This window comes from Pseudomonas sp. SDO55104_S430 (assembly GCF_054070595.1).
Genome location: NZ_JBSVXG010000410.1, coordinates 1 through 2,597 on the forward strand (window position 1 = coordinate 1; position 2,597 = coordinate 2,597).

Annotated in this window: 3 protein-coding genes; 1 reads left to right on the forward strand and 2 read right to left on the reverse strand. The window is 62.2% G+C overall.

Features of this window, described 5'->3' with window-relative positions; all coding sequences use genetic code 11:
* Positions 1-65: 65 nt before the first annotated feature.
* Positions 66-380 (reverse strand): NIPSNAP family protein, encoded by a 315-nt coding sequence (locus tag ACW9JE_RS30185; protein WP_457434844.1) that lies wholly within the window; start codon positions 378-380, stop codon positions 66-68.
* Between the two features lie 22 nt (positions 381-402).
* Complete coding sequence (locus ACW9JE_RS30190; RefSeq protein WP_457434845.1) at positions 403-1,566, reverse strand: iron-containing alcohol dehydrogenase; 1,164 nt, start codon at positions 1,564-1,566, stop codon at positions 403-405.
* Positions 1,567-1,727: 161 nt separating this feature from the next.
* On the opposite strand from ACW9JE_RS30190, the gene ACW9JE_RS30195 reads away from it, so the two are divergent.
* Positions 1,728-2,516, forward strand: a complete 789-nt coding sequence (locus tag ACW9JE_RS30195; protein WP_457434846.1) for an SDR family oxidoreductase — start codon at positions 1,728-1,730, stop codon at positions 2,514-2,516.
* Positions 2,517-2,597: the final 81 nt, after the last annotated feature.

The following is a 2,597-nucleotide window of genomic DNA, read 5'->3' on the forward strand; positions in this document are numbered from 1 at the left end:
ACGTTGACTGACACGGCCTCTTCGCGAGCAAGCCCGCTCCCACAGGGAAATGCGGTGTGTGGGGGTTATTTGATCGGGGAAAACTGCGCCGGCATCAGCAGTTTCGATTCCATTTTTTCCAGCATCGGGAAGGCGACCGGGACGAAGCCTTCGAGCCAGTCCGGGTCCTGGTAGAGGGCGGCGCGTTGATCGATGCGATCGTCCAGGCTCTCGTAGGCCCAGATGTGGATCACCTGATTCAGCTCGCCGATTTCGGTGTACCACCAGCCCACCAGCGTGGTGTAGCGGGAGATCACGGGCAGGCCGTTTTCCTCGAAGTGCTTGAGGTAGGTCTGCATCTTGCCGATCTGGACGGTGTAGGTGCGCATTTCATAAAACATGGGATTGTCTCTCTTGCAGTGATCAGTGAGTGCCGTGGTAGGCGTTGCGGATGATTCGCTCCACGTCGGCGGCATTGGTCAGGCGCGGGTTGACCAGCACGTTGCCGCTGCGCATCGAGTCGCTGACCATCTGCGGCATGTACTCCAGGTCCACGCCCAGGTCCTTGATGTTGTCGGGGATGCCGATGGCCTTGTTCAACGCCTGCACGTGTTCCACCACTTTGTGCCCGGCTTGAGCCACGCTCAGGCCATCGACGTTCTCGCCCATGGCCAGGGCGATTTCGCGGAACAGTTCAGGGCAGGCCGGCAGGTTGAATTCGATGACGTAGGGCAACAGCGTGGCGTTGGCGATGCCATGGGGAATGTTGAACACGCCACCGAAGGTGTGGGAGATCGCATGCACGTTGCCCAGTTTCGATTGGGCGAAGGCGACGCCGGCGAGGAACGAAGCGAGCAGCATCTGCTCCCGGGCGTGCAGGTCTACGCCTGTGAAGAAGGCTTTCGGCAGATGGGTGCAGATCATCTTGATCGCTTGCAGCGCCAGGGCCTGGCTGATCGGGTTGGCCTGCTTGGAGACGTAGGATTCGATGGCGTGGGTCAGGGCGTCCATGCCGGTGGCGGCGGTGATCGACGGCGGCAACTTGAGGGTCAGCTCGGCGTCGAGAATCGCCAGTTTCGGAAACAGCGCGGGGCTGATGATCACCGTCTTGAACAGCGTTTTGGTGTTGGTGAACACCGTGGACGCGGTGCACTCGCTGCCGGTGCCGGACGTGGTCGGGATGGCGAAGATCGGCAGCGGCGGCTGCTTGAGTTTGTCGTAGCCCTCGTAGTCGAGAATGTTGCCGGGGTTGGTGGCCATGGCCGCGACACCCTTGGCGGTGTCGATGCTGCTGCCACCGCCGACGCCGATCACCGAATCGCAATCGTGGCTTTTGAGGAACGCCACGGCGCGCTCCAGCACGTCGGTGGTGGGGTTGGGCTCGACTCCGGCGAACACTTCGTAGGCAATCTCGCTTTCAGCCAGCGAGGCGAAAAAGGCTTCCATCACCCCCGACGCCATCAGGCCTTCGTCGGTGACCACCAGCAGCTTTTTCTGCACGTGGGGCTTGAGCAGCGCGCCGGCCTGACGCACCAGGCCGTTGCCGCTTTTGAGGGTGGTGGGGAAATAAAACTGAAATGGGTTCATGGGTGTCTCCCGCTTGTGGTTCTTGTTTGTGGGGCAACAGTAATCAGGGCTCGGGAGCGCCGATAATGAAAAGGTCTGATCCTGCGATCACCCTTTGTCATCCCCTGTGAAGGGGGCGTGCGGTGTTAACGTGGGCGTTTTCAATTGATGGGAGCAGGGTCATGGATTTGGGAATTTCGGGACGCTGGGCGATTGTCTGCGCCGCCAGCAAAGGCTTGGGCCTGGCCTGTGCACAGGCGCTGGCGAAGGAGGGCGTGAACCTGGTGATCAACGCCCGGGGCGATGAGACCCTGCAGGCGGCCGCCGCAGAATTGCGTCAGTTGGCACCGGGCATCGAGGTGCGCACCGTGCCCGGGGACATCAGCGAAGCGGCAGTGCGCGCGCAGGTGCTGGCGGCCTGTCCGCAGGTCGATATTCTGGTGAACAACGCCGGTGGTCCGCCGCCGGGTGACTTCCGCGACTGGCAGCGCGAAGACTGGCTCAAGGCGCTGGACGCCAACATGCTCACGCCGATCGAGCTGATCAAGGCCTGTGTCGACGGCATGGCCGAGCGTGGGTTCGGGCGCATCGTCAACATCACCTCCGGCGCGGTGAAGGCGCCGATCGATGTCCTGGGCCTGTCCAACGGCGCGCGCAGCGGGCTGACCGGATTCATCGCGGGGCTGGCGCGTCAGGCGCGGTTGGCGGGCAACAATGTCACGGTGAACAACCTGTTGCCGGGGCCGTTCGAGACTGAGCGCTTGCAGAAGACTTTGAATGCGGCGGCCGAGGCCAATGGCGCGAGCGTGGAGAGCATTGCCGAACAGCGGCGCAAGCATGTGCCGGCGCAGCGCTTTGGCCGGCCGGATGAGTTTGGTGCGTATTGCGCGTTTATCTGTGGGGCGCAGTCGGGGTTCCTGACCGGGCAGAATCTGTTGCTCGATGGCGGGAGTTATCCCGGGACTTTCTGATTGCCTGTTGGTTTGTTGTTGAATCAACCGGCCTCTTCGCGGGCAAGCCTCGCTCCTACAGTGGGTAATGGAATACGCCAT